Origin of the sequence: Pseudomonas sp. NPDC087358, assembly GCF_044900785.1 — a bacterium.
Lineage (GTDB): Bacteria > Pseudomonadota > Gammaproteobacteria > Pseudomonadales > Pseudomonadaceae > Aquipseudomonas.
On the sequence record NZ_JBJDOA010000004.1, the window covers coordinates 316,088 to 339,180 of the forward strand.

Annotated in this window: 25 protein-coding genes and 1 pseudogene; 16 read left to right on the top strand and 10 right to left on the bottom strand. The window is 58.0% G+C overall.

The annotated features are described in order from the left end of the window. Positions 1–56 precede the first annotated feature (56 nt). Positions 57–395 carry an NAD-dependent epimerase/dehydratase family protein gene (locus ACI2KS_RS11460; protein WP_404620151.1) on the bottom strand — a complete coding sequence of 113 codons (339 nt, stop codon included), beginning with the start codon at positions 393–395 and terminating at the stop codon, positions 57–59. Positions 396–474: 79 nt separating this feature from the next. On the opposite strand from ACI2KS_RS11460, the gene ACI2KS_RS11465 reads away from it, so the two are divergent. The 13 genes and pseudogenes from ACI2KS_RS11465 (at position 475) to ACI2KS_RS11525 (ending at position 12,132) form a co-directional block, all read left to right on the top strand. Next, the gene (locus ACI2KS_RS11465) at positions 475–927 is read left to right on the top strand and encodes a winged helix-turn-helix transcriptional regulator (protein ID WP_404620153.1); all 453 of its coding nucleotides are present in this window, start codon (positions 475–477) and stop codon (positions 925–927) included. Between the two features lie 179 nt (positions 928–1,106). Beyond that, positions 1,107–1,298, top strand: a pseudogene (locus ACI2KS_RS11470) (MFS transporter); the annotation flags it as partial. Positions 1,299–1,668: 370 nt separating this feature from the next. After that, entirely contained in the window at positions 1,669–2,637 is a 969-nt protein-coding gene (locus ACI2KS_RS11475; protein ID WP_404620155.1) for an XdhC family protein, read from the top strand. 22 nt (positions 2,638–2,659) lie between these two features. Then, positions 2,660–3,568: an AraC family transcriptional regulator gene (locus ACI2KS_RS11480; RefSeq protein ID WP_404620157.1), complete on the top strand. Its 909-nt coding sequence runs from the start codon at positions 2,660–2,662 to the stop codon at positions 3,566–3,568. A gap of 151 nt (positions 3,569–3,719) precedes the next feature. Next, positions 3,720–4,397: a (2Fe-2S)-binding protein gene (locus ACI2KS_RS11485; RefSeq protein WP_404620159.1), complete on the top strand. Its 678-nt coding sequence runs from the start codon at positions 3,720–3,722 to the stop codon at positions 4,395–4,397. Further along, entirely contained in the window at positions 4,397–5,392 is a 996-nt protein-coding gene (locus tag ACI2KS_RS11490; RefSeq protein ID WP_404620161.1) for an FAD binding domain-containing protein, read from the top strand. Before ACI2KS_RS11485 ends, ACI2KS_RS11490 begins: the two co-directional genes overlap by 1 nt. Continuing rightward, on the top strand, positions 5,389–7,620 hold the full coding sequence (locus tag ACI2KS_RS11495) for a xanthine dehydrogenase family protein molybdopterin-binding subunit (protein ID WP_404620163.1): 2,232 nt from the start codon (positions 5,389–5,391) through the stop codon (positions 7,618–7,620). Before ACI2KS_RS11490 ends, ACI2KS_RS11495 begins: the two co-directional genes overlap by 4 nt. A gap of 294 nt (positions 7,621–7,914) precedes the next feature. Then, positions 7,915–9,009, top strand: coding sequence for an NADH:flavin oxidoreductase/NADH oxidase (locus ACI2KS_RS11500; protein ID WP_404620165.1), 1,095 nt, complete (start codon positions 7,915–7,917; stop codon positions 9,007–9,009). 80 nt (positions 9,010–9,089) lie between these two features. Then, positions 9,090–10,076 carry an aldo/keto reductase gene (locus ACI2KS_RS11505; RefSeq protein WP_404620167.1) on the top strand — a complete coding sequence of 329 codons (987 nt, stop codon included), beginning with the start codon at positions 9,090–9,092 and terminating at the stop codon, positions 10,074–10,076. Between the two features lie 30 nt (positions 10,077–10,106). Continuing rightward, positions 10,107–10,406, top strand: a complete 300-nt coding sequence (locus ACI2KS_RS11510) for an SDR family NAD(P)-dependent oxidoreductase (RefSeq protein WP_404620169.1) — start codon at positions 10,107–10,109, stop codon at positions 10,404–10,406. Between the two features lie 88 nt (positions 10,407–10,494). After that, positions 10,495–11,262 carry an SDR family NAD(P)-dependent oxidoreductase gene (locus tag ACI2KS_RS11515; protein WP_404620171.1) on the top strand — a complete coding sequence of 256 codons (768 nt, stop codon included), beginning with the start codon at positions 10,495–10,497 and terminating at the stop codon, positions 11,260–11,262. Continuing rightward, entirely contained in the window at positions 11,243–11,542 is a 300-nt protein-coding gene (locus tag ACI2KS_RS11520; RefSeq protein ID WP_404620710.1) for an SDR family NAD(P)-dependent oxidoreductase, read from the top strand. Before ACI2KS_RS11515 ends, ACI2KS_RS11520 begins: the two co-directional genes overlap by 20 nt. A 110-nt stretch (positions 11,543–11,652) precedes the next feature. After that, the gene (locus ACI2KS_RS11525) at positions 11,653–12,132 is read left to right on the top strand and encodes a GNAT family N-acetyltransferase (protein WP_404620173.1); all 480 of its coding nucleotides are present in this window, start codon (positions 11,653–11,655) and stop codon (positions 12,130–12,132) included. Positions 12,133–12,179: 47 nt separating this feature from the next. On the opposite strand, the gene ACI2KS_RS11530 is transcribed toward ACI2KS_RS11525, so the two are convergent. Further along, positions 12,180–12,920: an AraC family transcriptional regulator gene (locus tag ACI2KS_RS11530; protein WP_404620175.1), complete on the bottom strand. Its 741-nt coding sequence runs from the start codon at positions 12,918–12,920 to the stop codon at positions 12,180–12,182. Between the two features lie 383 nt (positions 12,921–13,303). On the opposite strand from ACI2KS_RS11530, the gene ACI2KS_RS11535 reads away from it, so the two are divergent. Continuing rightward, entirely contained in the window at positions 13,304–13,573 is a 270-nt protein-coding gene (locus tag ACI2KS_RS11535) for a TIGR00366 family protein (RefSeq protein WP_404620177.1), read from the top strand. A 75-nt stretch (positions 13,574–13,648) separates the two neighbouring features. Here ACI2KS_RS11535 and ACI2KS_RS11540 read toward each other — a convergent pair whose 3' ends face one another. The 3 genes from ACI2KS_RS11540 to ACI2KS_RS11550 all read right to left on the bottom strand — a co-directional run bounded on the left by ACI2KS_RS11540 (position 13,649) and on the right by ACI2KS_RS11550 (position 16,816). Further along, positions 13,649–14,572, bottom strand: coding sequence for a LysR substrate-binding domain-containing protein (locus tag ACI2KS_RS11540; protein WP_404620712.1), 924 nt, complete (start codon positions 14,570–14,572; stop codon positions 13,649–13,651). A gap of 130 nt (positions 14,573–14,702) precedes the next feature. Beyond that, positions 14,703–15,476 (bottom strand): SDR family NAD(P)-dependent oxidoreductase, encoded by a 774-nt coding sequence (locus ACI2KS_RS11545; RefSeq protein ID WP_404620179.1) that lies wholly within the window; start codon positions 15,474–15,476, stop codon positions 14,703–14,705. Between the two features lie 113 nt (positions 15,477–15,589). Beyond that, complete coding sequence (locus ACI2KS_RS11550) at positions 15,590–16,816, bottom strand: cytochrome c biogenesis protein DipZ (RefSeq protein ID WP_404620180.1); 1,227 nt, start codon at positions 16,814–16,816, stop codon at positions 15,590–15,592. Positions 16,817–17,126: 310 nt separating this feature from the next. Between ACI2KS_RS11550 and ACI2KS_RS11555 the strand changes: the two genes are divergently transcribed. Further along, a complete protein-coding gene (locus ACI2KS_RS11555) occupies positions 17,127–17,867 on the top strand; it encodes a response regulator (RefSeq protein WP_404620182.1) in 741 nt (246 codons plus the stop codon). After that, positions 17,864–19,180 carry an ATP-binding protein gene (locus ACI2KS_RS11560; protein WP_404620184.1) on the top strand — a complete coding sequence of 439 codons (1,317 nt, stop codon included), beginning with the start codon at positions 17,864–17,866 and terminating at the stop codon, positions 19,178–19,180. The genes ACI2KS_RS11555 and ACI2KS_RS11560 overlap by 4 nt, the downstream gene beginning before the upstream one ends. Positions 19,181–19,353: 173 nt before the next feature. Here the strand turns inward: ACI2KS_RS11560 and ACI2KS_RS11565 are convergent, their stop codons facing one another. The 5 genes from ACI2KS_RS11565 to ACI2KS_RS11585 all read right to left on the bottom strand — a co-directional run bounded on the left by ACI2KS_RS11565 (position 19,354) and on the right by ACI2KS_RS11585 (position 22,898). Then, positions 19,354–20,106: a putative DNA-binding domain-containing protein gene (locus ACI2KS_RS11565; RefSeq protein ID WP_404620186.1), complete on the bottom strand. Its 753-nt coding sequence runs from the start codon at positions 20,104–20,106 to the stop codon at positions 19,354–19,356. After that, the gene (locus tag ACI2KS_RS11570; protein ID WP_404620188.1) at positions 20,103–20,954 is read right to left on the bottom strand and encodes a DUF692 domain-containing protein; all 852 of its coding nucleotides are present in this window, start codon (positions 20,952–20,954) and stop codon (positions 20,103–20,105) included. The genes ACI2KS_RS11565 and ACI2KS_RS11570 overlap by 4 nt, the downstream gene beginning before the upstream one ends. Before the next feature lie 409 nt (positions 20,955–21,363). Then, positions 21,364–22,125, bottom strand: coding sequence for an alpha/beta fold hydrolase (locus ACI2KS_RS11575; protein ID WP_404620190.1), 762 nt, complete (start codon positions 22,123–22,125; stop codon positions 21,364–21,366). Positions 22,126–22,176: 51 nt separating this feature from the next. Next, entirely contained in the window at positions 22,177–22,629 is a 453-nt protein-coding gene (locus ACI2KS_RS11580; RefSeq protein ID WP_404620192.1) for a DoxX family protein, read from the bottom strand. After that, positions 22,626–22,898, bottom strand: coding sequence for a DUF2282 domain-containing protein (locus tag ACI2KS_RS11585; RefSeq protein ID WP_404620194.1), 273 nt, complete (start codon positions 22,896–22,898; stop codon positions 22,626–22,628). The genes ACI2KS_RS11580 and ACI2KS_RS11585 overlap by 4 nt, the downstream gene beginning before the upstream one ends. Positions 22,899–23,093 lie beyond the last annotated feature (195 nt).

Sequence of the window (23,093 nt, forward strand, 5' to 3'; positions counted from 1 at the left end):
AAGGTGCGAGAGGACCGTGCCGGGCGCATTTGCGATCCGGCGCCCCGCCGTCAGCGTCAAGGCGCGTGGTGGAGAGTTTGCCGACCCCGAAAAGCCCGCCGGCGCCTCCCCGAGCGCAAAGACGCTCGCGACGCGTCTGAGCCATTCAGAGCGACGACCTCGTGACCGGCTGCAATGAGGTCGGAGACGACGTACGAACCAACCTGGCCGGTACCGCCACTGATGAAAACAAGCATGGTTTGGCCCTTCTGAGGAGCGTGACCGGCCCGGGCAGCAACGCTGGCGATAGTGGTGGCCATGCCACCTGAGCCGATGACGCTGATAGTGCTCATATGCTGAATCCTCATGGGCAGGGCGTCGAACGCTTCGACGACCGCGCTTGCCACGGAAATCATGCTGGTCTTGTTACTTGCTAAAAGCAAGTAACAATCTGAATATTTACTTGCAATGCGCAAGCAATGCTAAGATCCGGTCATGAAAACCATACCTAAAGAGGCCTTCCGGTCTCACTGCGCAGTGAATTACGGCGTGGAGATATTCGGCGACAAGTGGTCGCTGCTGATCATCCGCGACATCGTCTTTACTGGGAAAAAGACCTACGGCCAGTTCCTCAAGTCGGAGGAGGGCATCGCGACCAACGTCCTGGCATCCCGTCTTGCCTTTCTTGAGGAACAGGGAATTCTGTCGAAGAAGCCCAGCCCCGATGACCGGCGCAAGGACTTTTATGGGTTGACCGAGAAGGGCATAGACCTCGTTCCGATCTTGCTGAACATCGTCTTGTGGAGTGCGAAACACGATTCGCAATCGTACGTACGCCCAGGCTCGAAGCTCTTTGAACAGTTGAGCCAAAGCCCTGCACAGCTGAGCGAAGAGGTGAAAACGCTTTTACGTGGGGGCGGATGTATCTTTCCATCGGGTAACGAATGAGCACACGTCGAGCGGGCGGCGTATGCTCATTCTGACGTCTGGCCATTGAAGCCCTTTGCGCTGCTATTGCCTGCATTTGGCCCGATAGCTGACGGTTACGAGCGCTGCATGCCAGTGATGCCTGCGCTGAGCAGTACAGCAGGGTTGCCTTCAAACAGTCGCTTTTTGTGCAGATGCGCGTACTCAAAAGTCCCTTGATGCTGGGGCATGCTCTGCTGTCGATTCTTGTGTTTTGCGGGATGTTCACGGCCTATACGCATCTGGCAGACATTCTTGAATGTCTGGCCGGGTTCACCGGCACCGTCGTTGGGTGGTGCCTAATGGCATTCGGCGGCGTTGGTCCAATCGGAACTTCTTGGGCGGGCGAGTCATGACGTCCTGGGGCCGGAAAGCGTGGGTTATGCTGCCGCATGCTTTATAGGGCTCGCCATCGCCCTCGCGGTGTTAATGATGATCCCACCGGCACCGCAGACCGTCGCCTGGCGATCATTTCAAGCACTCTTTTGCCCGTAATAATCAGTTACAAGTCGGTTTTCCACGCTCTTAACAGTTGGAATAGGCAATAACGCGCTCCGATTGGGCAAGTGCCAGTCAGCATGACGGGCCATACTCTTGGCTGTGCTCGCGACGTTATTGTCGCGGTGGGTCCTCTCCTAGCGCATGAGCCAGGTAGGCAGGGTCAAGTTTCTCGCCCAAGCCGACCTCCCTTTTCTGCGGTTCGATAACCTAGGTTGCGTCGGCATGAATAACCTTGACCTTCAAGTTATCCATCAAGGATTGGAGTGGCTTCAACAGGGCCATAGCGTATGGCTAAGCACTGTTTTATCGACCTATGGTTCGGCACCTCGCGGACCGGGTGCGATGCTCGTGGCACTTGAAACGGGGGAGTTTCGAGGCTCGCTGTCGGGCGGTTGTGTCGAAGATGACTTTCTGCAAAGGCTTGGACTTGGTGATTTTGGCTTGCACAGCCAAGTCCTTCGATATGGTGAAGGAGGGCTGACGCCATCGAGAGAGCTACCGTGTGGCGGGGTTCTAGATGTGCTTGTCGAGCGCTTTGATTCGGATTGTGAAGCGCTGGAGCATTTTGCAATCTTGCTGAACTCACTGGAGGGACGAAGTCTTTCGATTCGACATATTGTCCTGGGGACGACGACTCGTACGCTGGAAGTGGCTTCTGCGCCTACGGCTGTGGTGGTCGTTGCAGGCGTCAATGTCTCCATCCGAATCGGCGCGGCGCACAGGCTGCTGGTGGCAGGCTTGTCCCCGGTGGCAGAGTTTTGCGCAAGCTTTGCCGTTTCGCTTGGGTTTGAAGTAATCGTCTGCGACCCGCGCCGAGAGCTGACTTCCCGGTTTTCTCTTGAGGGAGTCAAAGTTGTAGAGGCGCTACCTGCTACCTACATTTCCCAGTTTGGATGTCATGCAGCGACCGCCGTAGTTGCTCTGACTCACGATCCGCGACTGGATGATCTGACTTTGCTCGAAGCTGTGCGCACGTCCGCTTTTTACATCGGCGCCATGGGGTCGCGTCGTACCAGTGAAAAACGCCTGGAGAGAGTCAGCAGAATCGGCGGGCTGACTGAGCGCTCGCTTTCCCGGATTCGTGCCCCGATAGGGTTGAACCTTGGGAGTAAAACTCCGGCAGAGATCGCTCTCGCGGTGATGTCCGATATCGTCCGTGTCAGTAATGGGATTGCACGTGACTCACTTTAAAACCCTCTCAAGAGAGAAGCTCATGCCGAGCGCTTCCAATCATTCATCCGTCAATAATACCCATCGACTCGCTAGCGCGGTTGGCCTGGTGCTGCGCAGTGACGGAGACATGGATACCGCCATTTCGGGTTTGAGTCTGCACCGACGCCACAAGCTGACCGTGCCATTGCACTGCATCTACGGCTTGGGTATCGGGCTAACGCTTCAAGGGCGTAAGCAGGTCGTCGTCGGGGGCGAGGTGATGACTTATTCCCCCGGCCAATCCATGGTCACCAGCGTTGACTTACCCGTTATATCCAATGTGATCGAAGCCAGTGCTTCCCAGCCCTTTCTCGGCATGATGCTTACTTTTGATAGCACGACTGTCGTGCAAATTGCCGAACGGCTTCAATTGTCGCAGCGCATCAAGGATGGCGGGTTCCGTCCCCTGACCGTAAATGATCTTGAGGCGGGTGTACTGGATGCTCTCGAACGCCTGGTTGCTCTGCTCGACGAGCCCGAACTGATCAGCACGGTTGCTCCGCTGATCAAAGAAGAGATCGTAATCAGGTTGCTCAGTGGCGCACACGGCCCGCAAATGCTGCATGTGCTAAGCGCTGGCTCCCCGAGTCAGCACATCGCCAAATCCGTTGCCTGGCTTAAGCTCAATTTCTGTCAAACGTTGCGCATGGATGATCTGGCTGCAACGGCGCACATGAGTCCCTCCACATTTCGCCAGCACTTTCGCGCAGTGACAGGCATGAGCCCGTTGCAGTACCAGAAACAACTGCGCCTTCAAGCCGCCCGGCATCTGATGCTCAGCGAAAACGTTGATGCCAGCAGTGCCGGGGGGCTGGTGGGATATGAAAGCTCATCCCAATTCAGCCGTGAATACAGCCGCCTCTTCGGGGAGCCACCACAACGTGACATCAAACGAATGCGTTTCCAGTAAAGCAATGATCTGACGGCCATGACTGGTCACTGACCATTGCACGTTGGCAGCTAAAAACAGGCGGAACCGGCCAAGGGCATCTCCCTGGATAACCGCCATATGGATGTCAGCACCGTGACCTAAACCATAAAAGCCAATGAGGACCCTCACAATGACCGAACCGACCGAAAAAAATAGCCCCGACCCAGATAGCCCCGGCCAATTGTTCAAGGAATTAGCCACCCCCTCGCGTCGCAACTTCCTGCGCACTATTGGCATCTCTGGTATGGCTGCTGCAACAGCGCCCGTATGGGCCCAGGCCGCACAACTGGCCACCCCAATCGATGACAGCGAAAAGCCGCTGGCCAAAGGGGAGCAGCGGATCACTTTGAAGGTTAACGGGCAGCCCCATACGCTCAATGTCCCCGGTAACGCAATACTCCTGGACGTCTTGCGAGATCGCTTGAAGTTGACCGGCACCAAAAAGGGCTGCGATCACGGGCAGTGCGGCGCTTGTACATTGCATATCAACGGTCAGCCAGTGAACAGCTGTCTTTCCTTGGCGGCAATGCACCAGGGTGACGAGATCACCACCATCGAAGGCTTGGAACACAACGGCCAACTGCACCCCATTCAGGAAGCGTTCTGGGCTCACGATGCGTTCCAGTGCGGGTACTGCACGTCGGGCCAGATGATGACCGCTGCGGCCATTATCAAGGATCCGAATATCGGCGCCGACGATGCCAGTGTGCGTGAAGCCATGAGTGGCAATATCTGCCGCTGTGGTGCCTACAAAAACATCCTGGCCGCCGTGCAGGATGCCCGTAGCAAAGTGCAAGGAGCCAGCTGATGAGAGCCTTGGAATATACCCGCGCCACCAGCCCCGAACAGGCCATCGCCGCTCACGCCCGTACCGAAGCGACGGCTTTTCTCGCGGGAGGGACGACCCTGTTGGACTTGGTCAAGATCGACGTCATGCAGCCTGACCGGGTGATTGATGTGCATACCCTGGGTCTTGATCAGATCGAGACCTTGAGCGATGGCCGAACCCGTATTGGCGCCATGGTCACGAACACTGAGCTGGCACATCATCCGCGTATCAAACGCGATTATGCAGTCCTTTCCCAAGCGCTTTTATCAGGCGCAACCACCCAACTGCGTAACAAGGCGACCACTGGCGGCAATGTCATGCAGCGAGTGCGCTGTAACTATTTCCGTGACGGTGTTTCGGCCTGCAACAAACGAGTACCAGGTTCAGGCTGCGCGGCCATTGGTGGTCACAACCGCAGCGTGCATGCAGTGTTGGGAACCAGCGATCAATGCATCGCTACCCACCCGTCTGACATGTGCGTAGCCATGGCGGTGATTGGCGCTACCGTCCAAGTGCAAGGACCGGCTGGCAAGCGTGAAATCGACTTCCTGGACTTCCATTTGCTGCCAGGCACCACGCCCTGGAAAGAGCATGCGCTTGAGCCCAATGAATTGATCACCCATGTCACGCTCAACGCGCCTTTGCCGAACAATAAATCCGCCTATCTGAAGCTGCGTGATCGCGCGTCATACCAGTTCGCTCTGGCGTCCAGTGCCGTGATCCTGGTGATGGACGGCCAAGTCATCCGCGAAGCCCGTATTGCAATGGGCGGCGTGGGGACCAAGCCCTGGCGTGCGCTTGAAGCCGAGCGTGCATTGCGTGGAGCGACGGCTACTGCGGAGAACTTCGCCAAGGCCGCCGCCATAGCGCTGCAAGGTGCGAAACCTTATGCGCACAACGCGTACAAGATCCCGCTGGGACAGCAGGCCATCGTGCGTAATCTCTCGACACTGGGCACAGGAGCGTTCGCATGAGCGAGTCAATCATGGGCGCCTCCCCACGTCGCATCGACGGGCGCTTGAAAGTCACTGGCCGTGCGCAATATGCCGCCGACCAGCATCCCAACGACATGGTCTTCGCCTACGGCGTCTACAGCACCATCGCGAGTGGTTCGATCAAGTCGCTGGATATCGAAGCCGCGCGCCGCTCGACAGGCGTGATCGAGATTCTGCATCACGGCAACTTTCCCCAAGCTTTCCACACCTCACCTGTGCCGTTCTCCCTGGCCGGTGTGCTGACGGGGTCGCGGACAGATGAGAAGCGGCTGCCGTTCGAAGACGAAGTCATTCGTTACGCCGGTCAGTTCGTCGCTCTTGTGATTGCTGACACATTCGAGCATGCGCGCGAAGCCGCTTACAAGGTGAAGGTCGGTTATGCCGGTGGTGCTTCATTCGCCAATCTGAAACAGGGTTTGAAGCAAGGTGCACCCGCTGACGGTGGTCAGGGGCATAAGCGGGGTAATCCTGCCGCAGCTTTCGATGATGCCGTGCAGACTGTGGATGCGACTTACACCACTCCGGTTGAAACGCACAACCCGATGGAGATGCACGCGACAGTCGCGCTCTGGGAGAACGGCAAGCTGGTGGTGTACGAAGCCACTCAATCAGTCGTCGTTCATCGCAATACGTTGGCCCAGGTTTTTGGCTTGCCGACCGAGCGCGTAGAAGTCAGGGCACCGTTCATTGGCTCCGGCTTTGGCGGGAAGCTCTGGATCTGGCCGCATTCGGTCGCCGCCTGCGCAGCCGCCAAAGTAGTGGGTCGACCGGTACAGCTGGTTGTCCCCCGCGCACAAATGTTCACGACTGTAGGGCACCGTCCGGAAACGCAGCAACGGATGCGTCTGGCAGCTGATGCCAAAGGCAAATTGGTGTCCCTTCGCCATGAATCACTCAACACCACCGGGTTCGGCGACCAATATGTCGAAAACTGTGGCTCCATGAGTGCCAGCCTCTATTCCTGCGCCAACGTGGAGACCACCCATGGCACTGTGCAGGTCAATCGAGGGGCGCCCACCTCGATGCGTGCGCCGGGTGCTGCACCGGGTTTGTTTGCTTTGGAGTCAGCCATTGATGAGCTGGCCGAAAAGTGCCGGATGGACCCGCTCGCATTCCGCCAATTGAATTGGGCTGAACACAACGAGCAGGAAAAACTGCCTTGGTCTGGTAATCACTTGCGCGAAGCGCTTGCCCAAGGCGCCGAGCGTTTTGGCTGGGCTAAGCGCACGCCTGGAATAGGCAGCATGCGCGATGGCCATGAAGTGATTGGATACGGTATGGCTCAGTGCAACTGGGATGCCTTCCGCACTCCGGCCCAGGCACGCGTATCACTGAAATCCGATGGCCGTGCCGTGGTGTATTGCGGGGCCCAGGATATTGGCACAGGGACCTACACGGTGATCGCGCAATGCGTCAGCGACATCACTGGGCTGGCGCTGGACAGGATCGAAGTCGAACTGGGCAACTCATCCTATCCGCCAGCCCCCGTTTCCGGTGGTTCGTGGATTACTGCAAGCGTACTGCCTGCCGTCGCCGAAGCCACGCGGGCGGCTTTGACCCAACTCAAGAGCTTCGCAGCATCTGCTGACGGCGGTTTTGCCACCAGCAAGGCTGATGCAATCAAAGTGAGCAATGGCCGCTTGGAAGATGGGGCTACAAGCCTTGGATTCGCAGACGTCCTCAATCGCTTGAAGATTGCCAGCGCGGAGGGTGACGCTCACACCGGAATGGCGGATACCGCCAAACATGCGTTCAGTAGCTTCGGCGCGCATTTCGTCGAAGTGCGTTGGGATCAGGGCATTTCCCGGCTGCGGGTATCGCGAGTGGTGAGTGCCATCGATGTGGGCAAGATCATCAACGCCAAGACCGCGCGTAACCAGGTCGAAGGCGCCATTGTGATGGCCATCGGAATGGCGCTTTTCGAATCTGCCGATTACGACGAGCGCAATGCCATGCCCGTGAACAACAACTACGCCGAGTACATGGTGCCGGTGCACGCTGATCAGCCAGATATCGATGTGATCCTGCTCGATTACCCGGACTACAACCTCAACGAGTTTGGTGCTCGGGGGGTGGGTGAAATCGGTGTGACAGGGCTTGCGGCTGCGGTGGCGAATGCTGTCTATCACGCCACCGGCAAACGAGTACGCGATCTGCCGATCAGTCTTGAAAAGCTCATGGATGGCGTCCCAACGATCAGCGTTTGATGGGTTACTACCGCGCCGAGATCCTGTCGGCGCGGTTAGGCCTTGAGTCATTTGCGAGTCTGGTCTCTCGCAGCAGCGCGAGACTTTTCAGCCATTCGTTGATACAAGCAAGCGTAAGTATCGTCGCGTCTCGCCGCCGTCTTCCTTTTCGTCGCCAACAGCACCGCGCACGTTGATAAGCCGACTGGGCCGTTCATGGCAAAAGCTCGTTTTAGGCAACAATGGCGATGGATCCGGCAAATACCCTGAGGGCGATCCCACTACATTGGGACATCACTTTCAGGAGCACCTCGCATGCCCTCTCTTTTCGAACCCATCCTCGTCAAGGGCGTCACGCTACGTAACCGTATCGTGGCGTCGCCAATGTGTCAGTACCAAGCACAGGACGGCATGTTGAATGAGTGGCATCAGGCGCATTACGCCATGTTGGCTCGGGGCGGTGTTGGCCTTGTTGTTGTCGAGGCGACTGCTGTAACGCCCGAAGGGCGCATTACCCCAGGAGATGCAGGTCTGTGGAGCGACGAGCATATCCCCGGTTTTGCTCAGGTAGTTTCGTCGATCAAAGCTGCGGGGGCTGTGCCTGGAATCCAGATTGGCCACGCAGGCCGCAAGGCTGGATGTACTCCGCCTTGGGAGGGAGGTTTGCCACTCGAACGCACTGATCCTCGTGCGTGGGAACCTGTGGGGCCTAGCGCAATACCCTACGTGGCCGACTCATCCTATGTGCCCAGGGAGATGACCCAGCCGGACATTCTGGCAACCCAACAGGACTTCGTGGATGCCGCCTCCCGTGCTCTGGAGGCTGGATTCGAGTGGATTGAGCTTCATTTTGCCCATGGTTTTCTGGGACAAAGTTTCCTTTCTCGCCACGCCAATAACCGCACTGACCATTATGGCGGCTCGCTGGAAAATCGTGCTCGGTTCATCCTCGAAACGCTAGCTGCGGTTCGTGAGGTATGGCCGCATGACCTGCCACTGACGATGCGCCTGGGCGTTGTCGAGTTCGATGACGGCGCAGAACAGTCTTTTGCCGAATCCCTGCAAGTGCTGCAATGGGCCAAGGCTGCTGGCCTGGATCTGGTGGACGTTGGGTTGGCCGGTTCCACTCCAGGCGAGCAGGCGCCATGGGGCCCCAACTTCATGGTCCCTTACGCGGAGCGTGTCCGCCATGAGACCGACCTGCTGGTGGCGACCAGCTGGATGATCACCGATCCCAAACAAGCCGACGCATTCATCCGTGAGGGGCGGCTGGATCTGGTGATGTTTGCCCGAACCCTGCTTGCCAACCCTCACTGGACCTACCACGCCGCTCGCGAGCTAGGCGTCGAAGCTCCCCAGTCCGTGCTTCCTGTGCCTTATGCCTACTGGTTGCAGAACTGGTCAGCCTGACCAACTCGATTTGTTCCATTCCTCATCTGCTGCGCTCAGCGCCGGAGATGTCTTGAACTCATTCAATCTGGAGAATCACCATGAAACAGCGTGAACTTGGTAACAGCGGCTTGATCGTTTCGGAAATCGGCTTTGGTTGCATGAGCCTGAGCGGCGGATACGGCGGCCCGACTGAAAAAAACGCGGCGATCAAAGTGATCCGCACAGCCTATGAGTCGGGCGTCACCTTCTTTGATACCGCAGAAGTTTATGGTCTGCGTGCAAACGAAGAACTGGTCGGTGAGGCCTTGGCCCCTTTTCGGGACAAGATAACGCTCGCCTCGAAGTTCGGTTTTGATCTGGACAATTATCCAAACCTCAACAGCCGTCCAGAGCACATCAAGAAAGTCGTCGAGCAGTGCCTGACGCGTCTGCGCACCGATGTAATCGATTTGTTTTATCAGCATCGTGTCGATCCCAATACGCCGATTGAGGACACTGCCGGTGCGCTCAAGGACCTGATTCAGGAAGGCAAGATCAAGCACTACGGCCTGTCCGAAGCCAACGTCGATAACTTGCGCCGCGCTCACGCGGTGCATCCTGTTGCTGCGCTGCAAAGCGAGTATTCCCTCTGGACTCGTGATCGCGAGGCCGATGTGATTCCGGTCTGTGAAGAGCTGGGTATCGGCTTTGTGCCATGGAGCCCGGTCGGCATGGGCTACCTCACCGGTAAGATCACTCCCGCTTCAACCTTCGTAACCGATGGCTCAGACCTGCGCGCTGAATTCCCGCGTTTTACTCCTGACGCGATGCGTGCTAACCAACCATTCCTAGACTTGCTCAATGGCATCGCTGCGCGCAAGAACGCAACCCCTGTGCAAATCGCGCTGGCATGGTTGATGGCTCAGAAGCCATGGATTGTCCCAATCCCGGGCACGACAAAGCTTGCGCATTTGCAGGAAAACAATGGCGCGGTGGATGTGTCCCTGGATTCGAATGACTTGCAGCAGATCAGAACTGCGTTGGCGAGTATCCAGGTACAGGGCGCACGCATGTCCAAAAAGTATCTCGACAGCTGCGAAGACTGATTTCCACTGTTTGCAGGGAGTTATCGACTCATGCAAATGCAAAATCTGAATGGAAAAGTGGCCGTCGTCACCGGTGCGGCGAGCAGTATCAGGGAAGCTGCCGCCAGGCTTCTGGTGGCTGAAGGCGTCACAGTTGTCCTCACAGCGCGTCGTAGAGATCGTATTGACACCATTCGGTTGACGAAGTCTTTGCAGCAAATACAGCCAACTACACACTTTGTGGGACGCAAGTCTTGCCTTGTGTTTGCGAGCTACGACGTTATCAGCGCTGCCAGGGTGGAGCAGGACATGCAGCGCCTGAAGGATCGCCTTTCCAAAGAGTTTGGTTGAATTCTGCTTACCCATTAAGGACAGAGCCGTGTTACGCGCGACTCATCTAAATGTTCGTCATGGCCCTAATTAAAGATGAGTGATTCTCATGAACCCTATTTACGACTTCCGTGGACAAGTGGCACTCGTTACCGGTGCAAGCTCGGGGCTCGGTTTCGCAACCGCTCAAGCCTTCGCCGAATCCGGTGCAACTGTCGTGCTGTCCTCCCAGGATGCAGACAAATTAAACGCCGCTACCGCGCAACTTTCCGCCGCAGGTCACCGCGTGCACGCAATCACCTGTGACGTAGCTGACGAGGCTCAGGTTGCCAATCTGATCCGAGAAACCGTTGCTGCATTCGGGCGCCTGGACATGGCGTTTAACAACGCTGGGGTTGATGGCCCCCATGAAGACTTCACTGCAACCAGTGGTGAGGCGTTCGATGCCGTCAATAACATCAACCTGCGCGGTGTCTGGGCATGCATGAAGCATGAGCTATTGCAGATGGAGGCTCAGGGCAGTGGCGTCATCGTCAACTGCTCGTCCCTTGGTGGACTTGTCGGGCTACCCGGTCGTGCGGCCTACCATGCCACTAAGCATGGCGTGCTGGGACTAACCAAAAGCGCTGGGGTTGAATACGCCTCCAGGGGCATCCGCATCAACGCGGTATGCCCCGGCGTTTTTGATACTCCCATGCTGACCAAATTGAAGAACAGCAAACCTGAGGCCATGGAAGAGATCGTAAAAGCTCAGCCCATCGAACGCCTCGGTGAGCCGGATGAGTTAGCTGCCGCCGTGTTGTGGCTGTGCAGCCCAGCATCCAGCTTTGTCATTGGCACTGGGATTTGCGTGGACGGTGGTTTCACCGCGCAATAGCGGTCCAGCACCGAGTTGCAGCTTTATTGTCACTGGCGCGAACAGCGGTATCGGTCAAGGTGTGGCACAAGCTGCACTTACCGCAGGCCATCAAGTGGTCGCGACCGCCAGAAACATGGAAAAGCTTCGTGCCGCATGTGCGGATGCGATCGACAAGCTGGCCCTCGTCCAACTGGACATCAGCGACCAAGCACAGGCCAAGGCATCCATCAACGAGGCCGCCGAACGGTTTGGACGGATTGACGTACTGGGATTTCTGCCTGTTATGTGTGAAATCTAATACGAGAAAGTGCACCGACTGCTACCGACCCAAAGCGGCCTCAGATATCCCTGCTTAACCCCAAGCAGGTAGACTTTGCTGAACGCTGGGAGCGTAAATATGGAGCTGTTATGCAAGCGTGTAACGTTGGTGATGACCAGATTGTAATTCGCAAGCCTGATCCTGCTGATTTCGAGACATGGAGAGCACTGTGGAATAGATACAACGAATTTTACGGACGCTTTGGAGACACAGCGCTACCAGAGGAAATCACCCGTACCACCTGGTCGCGCTTTTTTGACCCTTACGAACCGATGCATGCTTTTGTTGCCGAACAGGCAGGCCAGCTTGTTGGATTGGCACATTGTCTTTTCCATCGCAGCACCATCCAGCTACATCCGAATTGCTATTTGCAGGACGTTTTTACTCTGGAAAGCGGCCGAGGCAGAGGCGTCGCTCGCTTGCTGATCGAGCAGGTGTATGCCTATGCAAACAGCCATCAAATAGGAAGGGTGTATTGGCAAACACATGAGGCGAATACATCAGCCATGCGACTGTACGATAAGGTTGCTGAGAAATCCGGTTTTGTCGTGTACCGAAAATTGTTGTAACTAGGGTAGTCAGCGAGTGACCGCTTCTGGCCGATAGCGGACGGTCGTCATAGGCAGCTTCTGACCCAAAGCAGTCGGCGCGATACGCCAATCAGCTGCTCACAAGCGCGATGCAAATTTTTGGAACTGGTCATTGCGTCATGATTCGCCGAAAATGCAGAGGACCGACCTGTGACGCGCTTGAAGGCGCTGCTGAATGCACTCTCAGATGTGTAGCCAAAAAACCGCCCAATCTCCCCGATAGAGGTACGCGTCTCGCGCAGTGCTCGCTCTGCGAGTCGCATGCGCCAGTGCGTCAGGTAGGTCATGGGGGCGATCCCAGCGACGGTTTTAAAGTGCAATGCGAACGTCGCACGCGACATGGCTGCTTCCTTAGCCAACTCTTCGAGCTGCCAAGGGTGGCCGGGATCGCCGTGCATCAAACGAAGAGCCGGCGCGATGCGTTTGTCGATCACGGCTCTTAGCCAACCTGCGTCCAAAGGGGCTTCGGTATCAAAATGTGCGCGCAGGGTCTGTATGAACATCAGGTGGGCAAGCTGCGCTGAGGCCACTCCAGAGCCCGGTGGATCGTCTTCGCGCTCTTGTACGAGTTGGTCCATCAGCCAGGAAAGTTTTTGCGCCTGGCGCGACGCGCCTCGCACGTGAATGGTTGCCGGGATAGCGTCCGGAAACAATTGATCGTAGTCGGTGTTCAGCTCAACACCCGCAACAATCACGTAGCAGTCATCACCGCACCCATGCTGCACCGTGGCCCCCACGCGATCCTTGACCACATCGCTGAGGTCCACTCGGGGCGCGCAAAGGTCGCTGGCGATGACGAGCGAGCCAGGCTTGAAGAGAGAAACACATCACCTTCTTCCAGCAAAACGGGTGTCGCTTCGTCATCGAACGAGAGCCAGCAGGTGCCGCGAGCTACACCCTAGAACTTGATCGTGTGCGGCGCTGGAATGGCTATCGCCCACGCACCTCCCGCCACCAGCCCTCCGGACATGACGGATCGTGCATTCACGAAAAGCAGGAACTCTGAAAGGGGATCATTTTGCATAATCGGACGATGGAGCAACTAATACGGAAGATCGAGCATTAATAATCCGGCATGTCAGCGTTATCTTGCAATGGCGCAGGCTCTGCCTCGCATTGAAGGTCGACTACTCGTATCTGCTCACTGCTGGTGACGTTTCTGATCCCCAGCGGTGGCGGCCATTGGGCCGTGCAGGGACCGTCCGTGATTCCCGCTGCCGTTACGCTGCACGCTTCTCTACCGGGCACCACCATGGCAGTTGCGATGGGCGACCAGGTGTCGAACATGTTGCAGCCATTCTGGGCGGCACCTGTGGTGGCGATGGCCGGGGTTGGCGTCCAGCGAGTGCTGGGCTTTACCTTCGCGACCTTCCTGGTCGGTGTCGTGGTCTGTGGTGCTTGCTTGCTGATTTTCCTCTAACGGCCCTCGCAGTTGACAGAAATGGTCGCTGTCTGACGGTACGATCAGCGGCCAGCGCAAATCCTGCCCCTTGCTTCAGGTCGCGGCCCAAAGGGGCCGGTACTGCAGCAGGAAATCGACAAAAGCCCGGACCCGCTGAGGAACGTAGCGGCCATGGGGATATAGAAGGGTGTAGGGCCGCGAGCGACCACTGTAGGGCTGTAGGACCTCCAGCAGACTGCCATCGGCCAGCTCCTTTTCAACAATGAATTTGTACGTCTGGAAAAGGCCGGCACTGTGTTTGGCCAACGTCACGCCTCCGAGCACATCATCGGAACAGCAATACCCGCCCTCAGCGAAGATCTCTCGCTGTTTACCTTCTACGTCGAATAGCCAGGAGATGCGTCGGCCGCTGCTGGGCAGTTCGAACTGAATGCACTCGTGAGCGCTCAGGTCCTCTAGTGTGGTTGGCGTACCCGCCTTGGCCAGATAATCGGCAGTCGCAACCACCACCAGTTTTGCGTCTTCAAGCAGGCGGGCGATCAGGTTGGAGTCTGGCTGGGCCCGGACCCTGATCGCCAGATCGTAGCCTTCGGCCACGAAATCGATATTCCGGTTTCCCAAGTGAATATCGACGGTGACATCGGGGTATAGCTCTCGAAACCTGGGCAGAAGGGGCAGGATCCGGTGATGTCCATAGGTGGTCGGAAGACTGATTCGAAGACGCCCGGAAGGCTTGGATTGAGCGCCCATGACCTCTTGCTGCGCCTCCACCAGTTGAGTCAGTGCCTGTCGACACTGCTCGTAGAAAGCGCGACCCGGCTCAGTCATGCGGATGCTGCGCGTGGTTCTCACGAATAATCGAGAACCCAGACGTTCCTCAAGACGAAAAATCGACCGGCTGACTGCGGCGGGCGTGACACCCGCCACCTGTGCTGCTGCGGTAAAACTGCCGGTTTCCGAAGCGAGACAGAAAAGCTCGATGCTTCCAAGCTGCAGGTCATCAAAATGGCGTTTCATATCAATCACACTGCGTATCTGGCGGAGTGTCCGAGAGCATACCGATCTCGAACACGCACTGGCGAGCAGTTGATTTCAGGAAACAGGTCCGCCGCTATCGTTCCCCGCGACAGGGGCGGACCCAGGGCAATCACCCTCGAAACAGCGGAATGCCCCACGGCGCGCCGGTAGATCCGCCGTCAACGACTATTTCAGCCCCGGTCATGCCCGACGACGCATCGGACGCCAGGAATGTAACGGCCTGGGCCAACTCTTCGGATTCGGCAAAGCGCCCCATGGGGATACGCGGCGACATGGCTTTTTCGATAGCGTCGACCGTGCTGCCAGCGCGTGCCCCGCGGCTCCAGATCGGCGTGCGAGTGGCGCCGGGGATAACGGTGTTGACGCGGATGCCCTTGGGCGCCAATTCCGAGGCGAACACTTTTGCCATGGAGGTGATCGCACCTTTGGTGGCCGAGTAGGCTGCGGAACCGGGCGAGCCCAATTCGCGCATCACCGAGCCGTTGAGAATCACCGAACTGCCTTCCCTGAGCAGAGGAAGCACACCCTGCACGGTAAAAAACACCGACGTCAGGTTGGTGCGCACTATCGCTTCGAACGCCTCCAGAGTGGTGTTGCCCAATGGGGTCGGCCCGGAAATGCCAGCGTTGGCAAATACGACGTCCAGGGTCTCGAATCTTTCTCTTATGGCTTTGACGACCGCCTCAATGCCTGACAAATCGTTCACATCGGCCTGAATCCCCAGCACCTCGCCGCCCAGTTCGGCCACCGCCCCATCGAGTTTTGCCTGGTCGCGCCCGGTGATAGCAACGCGCGCCCCTTTTGCAAGCATCAAGCGCGCGGTAGCCAGGCCAATGCCGCTATTTCCGCCGGTGATCAAGACGGTTTTGCCGTTGAGTTCCATGGTGGGTTCCTTTCAATAAACATGAGCAGAGTTGAGAAAAGAAGCACGCTGCCTCGTTAGGATGACGAGCATACTCCAAAGAAACGGGGTTCGTCCCTTGGTCGTTCTGCGACCTACAGCGCAGCGGCCGCGCCGGCACCGGTCCGGGCTTCTTCGAGCAGCTTCTGGATCACTTTTTCCTGAGTGTCGTAACGACCTTCGCCGAAATGGCTGTAGCGAATCTCACCTTTGGCATCGATAAAGTAGTGGGCCGGCCAGTACTGGTTGTCGAATGCGCGCCAGATGGCGTAGTTGTTGTCGATCGCCACCGGGTAACGGATATCCAGTTTTCTGACCTGTTCACGGACGTTGCCGACGATCTTCTCGAAGCCATACTCCGGGGTGTGTACGCCGATCACGACCAGTCCTTCTTTTTCGTATTTCTTGGCCCAGCCATTTACGTACGGCAGCGTGTGCTGGCAGTTGATGCAGTCATACGTCCAGAAATCCACCAACACTACTTTGCCGCGCAGGGATTCGGCGGTCAGGGGAGGCGAGTTCAGCCATTCGACAGCGCCTGACAGCGAGGGCATCTGGCCCTGTTTTGCATCGGTCTCGGGTTCGGCGCTGACTTTGCTGACCACATAATCAACCGCCTCGGGAATGGCTTTGAGAAGACTGTGCTCGACGGCGGCGCTGGTTTGCGACGACGTGCCGGCGAGTAGCGAGTTGCTGGCACCGGTGGAAATCGCCACGGCGGCCAGCAGCACAACCAGACCCGTGGCGCGCCTTAACCAGGCAGTGATGCGAATGGTCGGCCGCAGGCGATTGACCAGGCCGCGACCGGCGAAGATCAGCGTACTCAGCGATAGCGCCGTACCCAGCCCGTAAGCCAGCAGCAACAGGCTGGTACCGGCATTGGCGCCCTGAAGCATCGCGCTGGACAGAATCACGCCCAGTATCGGCCCGGCACAAGGCGCCCAGAGCAAACCGGTGGCCACGCCCGCCATTACTGAAGCCAGTGGGCCGGACAACCGCTGCCCAGCTGGATCGATCCGGTTTCCCAGCACCACCAGCGGCCGCGCCAGCCAGGTTCCGACCCGGGTAGACAAAAGCGACAGGGCAAACAGCACCATGACGATCAGGGCCAGATAGCGGCCGGTGCTGTTGGCCTGCGCCACCCACCGGCTACTGACCACTGCCAGGCTGGAGGTCAAGGCAAACGTCAGCACCATACCGCCTAGTGTCAGGAACATTGACCCGCGTGAGCGATAGGCTCGGACGAACAGGAACGGCACGACCGGAAGGATACAGGGGCTAAGGACCGTCAGGATCCCGCCCAGAAACGCGATGAGCAACATGAAAGATTACCTGTTCAGAGTGGTGCTCGAAGCACGTGATTCATCTCTTCGGACTCGGTGTCCAGCAAAGGGCTGGAACATTCGATAGCCCCATTGAATGCCCCCAAGGTATCTCCCATGTGTCGAAAGCGGCCGCGCTTAAATCCGCAAGTATCTGAGCAGGGGCTGGATACACACCGATACACGGGCGCTATATTTTGCGTACAGATGTATCCATAGCCCTTTGGATACACTGCAATACAAAGGCCTGGAGGCAAGCGCCAAATGCCCCCTTAGAATGGCCGCAGACATTCTTGCCGAGGCTCAGCCCATGGAACACGTCGACCATATTCTGATCGTGGACGATGATCGCGAGATCAGAGAACTGGTAGGCAACTACCTCAAGAAGAACGGCATGCGCACCACCGTGATTGCCGACGGACGCCAGATGCGGGCATTCCTTGAAACCACCCCCGTGGATCTGATCGTGCTAGACATCATGATGCCGGGAGACGATGGACTGCTGCTGTGTCGTGAGTTGCGAGTGGGCAAACACAAGGCCACGCCGATCCTGATGCTCACTGCCCGCGACGATGAAACCGATCGCATCATTGGCCTGGAAATGGGCGCCGACGATTACCTGACCAAGCCTTTTTCCGCCCGTGAGTTGTTGGCGCGCATCAATGCCGTGCTCCGACGCACGCGAATGCTGCCGCCTAACCTGGTAGTCACCGAAACCGGTCGCCTGCTCGGTTTCGGGCGTTGGAAACTGGATACCTCAGCCCGCCACCTGCTGGATCAGGACGGCACCGTTGTCACTCTTAGTGGCGCGGAGTACAGACTGTTAAGGGTGTTCCTGGACCATCCGCAACGGGTGCTCAACCGCGATCAACTGCTCAACCTCACTCAAGGTCGCGACGCCGATCTGTTCGACAGGTCCATCGATTTGCTGGTCAGCCGCCTGCGTCAACGCTTGCTGGATGACGCCCGCGAGCCTTCCTATATCAAGACGATGCGCAGCGAGGGCTACGTGTTTTCCTACCCCGTCGAAATTCTGGATGCGCAACCGTGAATCTCGCCCTGCGCTGGCCACGCACCCTGGCATCGCGGCTGTCACTGATATTTCTGGTGAGTCTGGTACTCGCTTACGGGCTGTCGTTCAGCCTGCAGTTTTATGAGCGTTACGAGAGTGCCAAGTCGACCATGCTGGGCAACCTGGAAAGCGACGTTGCGACTTCGATTGCCATCCTCGACCGGTTACCGCTGGCTGAAAGGCAATCCTGGTTGCCTCGTCTCGAACGTCGCAACTATCGCTACCTATTGCGCGAAGGGGAGGCCGGCGTGCCCCTCGACTCAAGGAACATGCCCGTCGCTGCACGCTCCATCGACGAGGCCATCGGCCAGGATTACAGCGTGAAATACGTCGATGTCCCAGGCCCGAAAAAGCATTTTCAGGGTCATTTGAAGCTGGCCGACGGCACGCCAGTCGTGATCGATGTATTCCCTTCCGCCATTCCCTATGCCCTGTGGTTGCCTGTGGTGCTGTTGCTGCAACTGGGTTTATTGATCGGCTGCACGGCCGTGGCGGTGAAAATGGCCATCCGCCCGTTGACACGGCTGGCCCGGGCGGCAGAAACCCTCGACCCGAACGTCCATACCGCGCCTCTGGATGAAAGCGGCCCGACGGAAGTTGCTTTCGCGGCCGCGGCCTTCAATTCGATGCAGGCCCGGATCGCTATTTATCTCAAAGAGCGGATGCAAATCCTGGGGGCCATTTCCCACGATTTGCAGACGCCGATTACCCGTATGAAGTTGCGCGCCGAGTTCATGACCGACTCTGCAGAAAAAGACAAACTCTGGAATGATCTGAATGAAATGGAACACCTCGTACGCGAAGGCGTGGCGTATGCACGCAGCGTGCACGGCGCAACGGAGCCCAGCCACCGCATTGATCTGGATTCGTTTCTTGACAGCCTGGTGTTCGACTATCAGGACATGGGCAAACAGGTGGAACTCATCGGCAAGAATGCGGCAGTCATCGAAACCCGTCCCCATGCGCTGCGCCGGGTGCTGGTCAATCTGGTGGACAACGCCCTGAACTTTGCCGGGGCAGCGGAAATTGCGGTGGAGCCGTCTATGGCCGGGCAACTGTCGATCAAGGTACTGGACCGCGGGCCGGGCATTGCCGAATCCGAGTTGGCGCACGTCATGGAACCGTTCTATCGGATAGAAAGCTCACGCAACCGCGACACCGGCGGCACCGGGCTTGGACTGGCCATCGCGCAGCAACTGGCGCTGGCCAACGGCGGCTCGCTCACCCTCAGCAATCGCGACGGCGGCGGGCTCTGCGCGGAACTCAGACTGAGCGCGGTTGCTCGCGCCTAGCGTAACTGCGCCGGGCAACAGACCTGTGATGATCGCTCTCACGCTCTGAGTGGTAGCGCTCTGGACGACGCTCCGCGTCAAGAGACGCGGAGCGTCCGGTCTGCATTCCGCGCTCAGGACGACGTGGGTTTCCGAGCACTGTAGAACCGCGGAAATGGTCTATCCAAAAGGATTCAAACGTCGCCAACGCCGGTGATCATTTCACTGCCAAGCCAGTTGGCGAGCAGTTCGCCTGCGGTCGTCAGTCCCTCGGTTTCGCCAAGGCGTTCGACCAGCCATTCGCACAGGGTGTTGAAGCTGCCATGCCGTTCAACTTGCGACAGTGCCTCCACCTCCAGAGCATTCACAGACTTGAGCCGCGAAGTGAACCCGCGGCGCCAGATGATCAGCCCGCTCGGAACACCGAGCATTGCACCCTCCGGTACCGGATTTTGCTCCCAAAGCTCTGACCAGAGGCTTTCAGCGTTGGTGGTCATGACGCGGGTTCTGAGGGATGGCGTCAGGATCAGGTGTGCGGTGTCCCAGTCAACGGTTGGCAGCGCATCGAGTGCGACAGGTTCAGCATCGGCGGCCACAAACGCTTCGGACAGCGACCACTCGATCCACGCCAACTCCTGAAGGTCAGGATTGTTCGGGAACAGCGCCGCCAGTGTTTGGTGAAATCCGTCGGGGTATGCATCCAGCGTCCAGGCATGCGGTGGATGGCTGTCGATATGGCTGATGACGGCGTTGTGGAAAATCTCGTCGCCGGTCCACTTCCGCACATTGGGGAAGGCGTTTTCAAGACAACTCACCAACTGCGCACGGTAGTTGTTCTGATAAATGTCCAGTCCGGCCATCGCGCCACCGCTCAGGCGTGCGGCGGAGTCGTCCGAGGCCGTGGTCAGCCAGGTGCGGAAATCACGCTGTAATTCCATCAATGTCATGACGTCATCCGTTCGCGGTCTTGAGTCTCGGTTGTTCCCAGTCGACGGGCTCTGCACAGCTCTTCGAGCAAGTCGGACAGCGGCGGAATATCAGCGTCACGTTCGATCATGGTCGCCACCGGGCCCGTGAGAGAAATGGCCTTGGCATAGAGCGCCCAGACGTCTGCACAGACCGGGCTGTCATGGGTGTCGATCAACAGTTCCGCGCCCTGGCTGTGCCCGGCCAGGTGAATCTGCCGCACCCGGTCGGCGGGGATACCGTCGAGAAACGCCAGGGCGTCGAAGCCATGATTGCTGGCGCTGACGAACACATTGTTGACGTCCAGAATCAGGCCGCAGCCGGTACGCCGTGTCATGGCCGCGATGAACTCCCACTCGCTCATGGATGCGCCATTGAACGCCAGATAGCTGGAAGGGTTCTCGAACAACATGGGTCGGCCCAGTGCGTCTTGAGCCCGCTGAATGTTGGCGCAGACGGTATCCAACGCTTCCCGCGTATACGGCACGGGCAATAGATCATGGGAGTTGAAGCCGTCGATGCGGGACCAGCTCAGGTGGTCCGAGACGAACAGGGGCTGGATTTCATCGGCCAGCGATTTCAGACGGCCCAGGTAAGCCGGATCAAGGCCGTCCGCCGAGCCAATGGACATCGACACCCCATGCAGGGCCACCGGGTGACGCTCGCGGATCTGTCGAAGGATATGCCGAGGCTGGCCGCCTTCGACCATGAAATTCTCGGAGATGACTTCGACGAAATCCACCGGCACGGTCGTCTCCAGGAAGTCGCGGTAGTGCTCCTTGCGCAGGCCAAGCCCGTAGCCTGAGAAAGAGGAATTGGATGTTGGCATTGTAATCTCCGTCCAATTGGCAAGAAACGAAGCAGGCAGCAGGCCCGGTCAATCAGACCAGGACCTGCTGTGGGGAGGTACATGGTGGGGTTATTTAGGTTCTGTCAGGGTGCCGCCGGCCTTCAGACACTCAGTCTTGGTCTTGACGATCACGCCCTGTCCCTTGCAGCTGTTGAGACCTTTGCAGTCACTTTTGGCGGTGGCGCACAGGCCTGTGCCTTTGCAGCTGTTGACGCCGTAGCAGCGGCCTGGCTGTTCTTTCTCGTCAGCACTGGCTGACACGGCGAAAGAGGCAGAAGACAAAGCGATCATGGCCGCGGCGGCAGCGAGGCTCACACGGGATTTCATAGTGCAGGTCATGGTGTTTCTCCGATGGGGTAGGGGTTGAACGGTGGTAGGAAATCAGCAATTACCTGGCAGCCAGTGCTGCTTCTTCGATGACCTTCGCCACCGCCTCAGGCTGCGAGATGTAAACCGAGTGGCTGGCCTTGATTTCGGTCACTTTCGAGCCGGCACGCTGGTACATCCAGCGCTGCAGGTCGGGGCTCAATGCGCGGTCGTCACTGGCGACAATCCCGTAGGTCGGTTTGTCGTGCCAGGCTGCTGCCCATATCTGGGTGTTGAACGAGGCAAGGTTCACCGGCACCTGGGACGCGGCCATGAAGTCAGTGCGATTGGTGGTCATGTCGGCCGCGAAGTCGGCGTTGAACCTGGCGCGATCAAAGAACAGATGACCGTCCCGGGTGGCCTTCACGTCATCGCTTGGCGCCGGCATCGAGCCCAGCAACTGGCTCAGGCTTTCGCCCACTTCCGGTTGCAGACCGGCGACGTACACCAGCGATTTCACCTTGTCTCGCACACCGGCAATCGAGATCACCGCACCGCCGGAGCTGTGTCCGACCAGCACCACAGGACCGATCTGTTGATCGAGGATTTCACGGGTGGCGGCAACGTCAGCGTCCAGGGACGTATGGGGCTGCTGCACGACGCTCACGTGGTAGCCCTTGTGAATCAGGATGTCGTGCACGACACGCCAGCCCGAACCATCGACGAACGCGCCGTGGACGATGACGATATTTTTCGCGCCTGCCGGTGCAGCAGGCTCGACGGCCGAGGCGAACAGCGGTGTTGCAAGGGCCATGGAAATGGCCAGGGATGACAGGATACGCATTGTGTTTCTCCAGAGGCCTGCGGGCCTGATGTGATGGTGTTCCGGTATCGATCAGCGGTGGCTGTTCGATGACGCCGAGGGTTTGCGGCTCAGCAGCTGATCAAGCGACCAGTTCCCACCCCCGTAAGCCACCAGCGGCAGCAACAGTCCGGCCCAGCTCAAGTGCGTTGACCAGGCGTCGGGATAAACGAAAATCTCGATGACGGCGGTCATGCCAAGCAGCGCAATCGCTGCTGGCCGGGTGAACAAGCCAAGTACAAGCAGCACCGGAAACAGGTGCTCGGCGTATGTCGCCAGGTGCGCGGCCAACTCGGGGTTGATCAACGGCAGCGCGTACTCCTCACGAAACAACACGTAGGTGGTGCGCTTGAGTGTCAGCAGGCCTTCCACTTTGGTTCGCCCCGAGAGGAAGAACACCGACGCAATGCCGACGCGAGCCACCAGGAGCAGCAAAGCGTTCGGCAGCGCGCGTCTCAGCCATTCGGGGTGCCCGGTGCGGATCACGGCAGTTCCTGCAATGAACCAAAGCCTTTAGGGGTTTTGATCTGCGTGCAGGTGCCCTTGTCGACGATGATCCAGGCATTGCCCTGGTAGTCGACCTTGGAGGTCGCCGCGCAAGAGGTCCCAGCGCCTGCCGAACAGTCGTTCTGCCCAGCCAGGGCCACACCGAAACATTTTTCAGTAGGCTTCTGGTCATCGGCGTGGGCGCCTGCGGCGAGAGCGCTTAACGACAGGGCGAGGCTGGCTGCAAAGAAAGCTTTTTTGCTTTTCATCTACATCTCCTGAACAACTACGAGTGAATTGACGTTCAAACTTTTCTGCCCGCTGCCAAGACGATGTTTTGTCTGTTTGTCTTGTATGAACGGGCAGTACAAGTCGCGTAGATGCAGTTAACCGCCTACGTGTATCTCGTCTGTGTCGTGATTCAATCTGGAGTGCGGAGGGATGTATCAATGGGCGCTTGTATA

Excerpts from the sequence above, each read along its gene's own strand:
- ACI2KS_RS11460 (WP_404620151.1), bottom strand. The coding sequence starts at position 395 with ATGATTTCCGTGGCAAGCGCGGTCGTCGAAGCGTTCGACGCCCTGCCC.
- ACI2KS_RS11465 (WP_404620153.1), top strand. The coding sequence starts at position 475 with ATGAAAACCATACCTAAAGAGGCCTTCCGGTCTCACTGCGCAGTGAAT.
- ACI2KS_RS11475 (WP_404620155.1), top strand. The coding sequence starts at position 1,669 with ATGAATAACCTTGACCTTCAAGTTATCCATCAAGGATTGGAGTGGCTT.
- ACI2KS_RS11480 (WP_404620157.1), top strand. The coding sequence starts at position 2,660 with ATGCCGAGCGCTTCCAATCATTCATCCGTCAATAATACCCATCGACTC.
- ACI2KS_RS11485 (WP_404620159.1), top strand. The coding sequence starts at position 3,720 with ATGACCGAACCGACCGAAAAAAATAGCCCCGACCCAGATAGCCCCGGC.
- ACI2KS_RS11490 (WP_404620161.1), top strand. The coding sequence starts at position 4,397 with ATGAGAGCCTTGGAATATACCCGCGCCACCAGCCCCGAACAGGCCATC.
- ACI2KS_RS11495 (WP_404620163.1), top strand. The coding sequence starts at position 5,389 with ATGAGCGAGTCAATCATGGGCGCCTCCCCACGTCGCATCGACGGGCGC.
- ACI2KS_RS11500 (WP_404620165.1), top strand. The coding sequence starts at position 7,915 with ATGCCCTCTCTTTTCGAACCCATCCTCGTCAAGGGCGTCACGCTACGT.
- ACI2KS_RS11505 (WP_404620167.1), top strand. The coding sequence starts at position 9,090 with ATGAAACAGCGTGAACTTGGTAACAGCGGCTTGATCGTTTCGGAAATC.
- ACI2KS_RS11510 (WP_404620169.1), top strand. The coding sequence starts at position 10,107 with ATGCAAATGCAAAATCTGAATGGAAAAGTGGCCGTCGTCACCGGTGCG.
- ACI2KS_RS11515 (WP_404620171.1), top strand. The coding sequence starts at position 10,495 with ATGAACCCTATTTACGACTTCCGTGGACAAGTGGCACTCGTTACCGGT.
- ACI2KS_RS11525 (WP_404620173.1), top strand. The coding sequence starts at position 11,653 with ATGCAAGCGTGTAACGTTGGTGATGACCAGATTGTAATTCGCAAGCCT.
- ACI2KS_RS11540 (WP_404620712.1), bottom strand. The coding sequence starts at position 14,572 with ATGAAACGCCATTTTGATGACCTGCAGCTTGGAAGCATCGAGCTTTTC.
- ACI2KS_RS11545 (WP_404620179.1), bottom strand. The coding sequence starts at position 15,476 with ATGGAACTCAACGGCAAAACCGTCTTGATCACCGGCGGAAATAGCGGC.
- ACI2KS_RS11550 (WP_404620180.1), bottom strand. The coding sequence starts at position 16,816 with ATGTTGCTCATCGCGTTTCTGGGCGGGATCCTGACGGTCCTTAGCCCC.
- ACI2KS_RS11555 (WP_404620182.1), top strand. The coding sequence starts at position 17,127 with ATGGAACACGTCGACCATATTCTGATCGTGGACGATGATCGCGAGATC.
- ACI2KS_RS11565 (WP_404620186.1), bottom strand. The coding sequence starts at position 20,106 with ATGACATTGATGGAATTACAGCGTGATTTCCGCACCTGGCTGACCACG.
- ACI2KS_RS11570 (WP_404620188.1), bottom strand. The coding sequence starts at position 20,954 with ATGCCAACATCCAATTCCTCTTTCTCAGGCTACGGGCTTGGCCTGCGC.
- ACI2KS_RS11575 (WP_404620190.1), bottom strand. The coding sequence starts at position 22,125 with ATGCGTATCCTGTCATCCCTGGCCATTTCCATGGCCCTTGCAACACCG.
- ACI2KS_RS11585 (WP_404620194.1), bottom strand. The coding sequence starts at position 22,898 with ATGAAAAGCAAAAAAGCTTTCTTTGCAGCCAGCCTCGCCCTGTCGTTA.